This is a genomic window from Acinetobacter sp. 228, from assembly GCF_048147885.1.
In genome coordinates this window covers 1-1,071 of record NZ_JAYWYV010000553.1, presented here as the reverse complement: position 1 = coordinate 1,071, position 1,071 = coordinate 1, and the positions used below count along the sequence as shown (strand labels likewise).

The following is a 1,071-nucleotide window of genomic DNA, read 5'->3' as shown; positions in this document are numbered from 1 at the left end:
GTGCTTTTGTAAAGTTTGAAGGATTGGGTTTAAAAGAAACCATTGAGGTTATTCATAACAGTAAAGGCTTGGCAGTTTTAGCTCATCCAACCCGTTATGATTTATCGGCTACAAATACCCGGTATTTGATTGAGATATTTGCAAGTTATGGTGGAGATGCGGTGGAGCTGCCGCCTCCTGTAGATCCTTTATCTACTCGCCAAATGATTGATCGTATGATTGACCAGCATCATTTGGCTATTTCAATTGGTAGCGATTTTCATGGTGAAAATATGCCGTGGATTAAATTAGGAAACACCCCTAAACCAGCGAGTAACCAGCAAGGCATTTGGGAGCGTTTTATCTAATCGCATTTTAGAGCAAGTTGTTATCTTGAGCTTGAATTGGAGGAGGTGTGGGCTTACCAAGTGTCCCCAAAAGCTCAATTTCGATACTACGTACCATTGCATCTAAAGGTAAATCATTACTTTGCGTACCAAATGGTTCCTCAATTTCGGTACTTAAAGCATCAAGCCCTAAAAATGTATAAGCCAAAATTCCAACCAGTAAAGGCGTTGCTAAACCAAGTAAAGATCCTAAGCTAAATGGCAACATAAAACAGAAAAAATAAACAGTACGGTTAAGCAAAACTGAATAAGCAAACGGAATAGGAGTATTTGCAATACGGTCACAGCCAGTTTGTACGACACTTAGATCTGCAACATTCTTATTCATTTGAGCATAAATAATATCTGAAATTTCCCCTTCTTTAAGCGCTTGTAATAATTCCCATTGAATAAGGCTAAGCGTATATTGCGGTGCGTTATTCTGTTGGTAAAGTTGGGTCAATGCCTGTTGGCTCATGCCACTGGTTTGTATTAGCTCGGTGGGGTTGGCTGTTTGACGACGTAAACGGTCACGTAACACATTGGCAAATACAATAACGTGCTGAATGACACGTTCACGGCGGGCTTGAGTTAAAATCCGGCAGTCACGGTCGAAATGTCGCGAAGTCGCAATCAGGACCCCCCATAATTTTCGGGCTTCCCACCAGCGGTCATAACATGCAGTATTCTTAAAACCTAAAAAAAT

The 1,071-nt window shown here is 40.9% G+C and carries 1 protein-coding gene and 1 pseudogene; one reads left to right on the top strand and one right to left on the bottom strand.

From position 1 onward, the window contains the following. A pseudogene (locus VXQ92_RS20725) lies at positions 1–347 on the top strand (phosphatase); the annotation flags it as partial. Positions 348–354: 7 nt separating this feature from the next. Here VXQ92_RS20725 and VXQ92_RS20720 read toward each other — a convergent pair. Further along, positions 355–1,071 (bottom strand): bestrophin family protein (locus tag VXQ92_RS20720; RefSeq protein WP_416683040.1); only part of this gene is annotated, 717 nt, incomplete at its 5' end.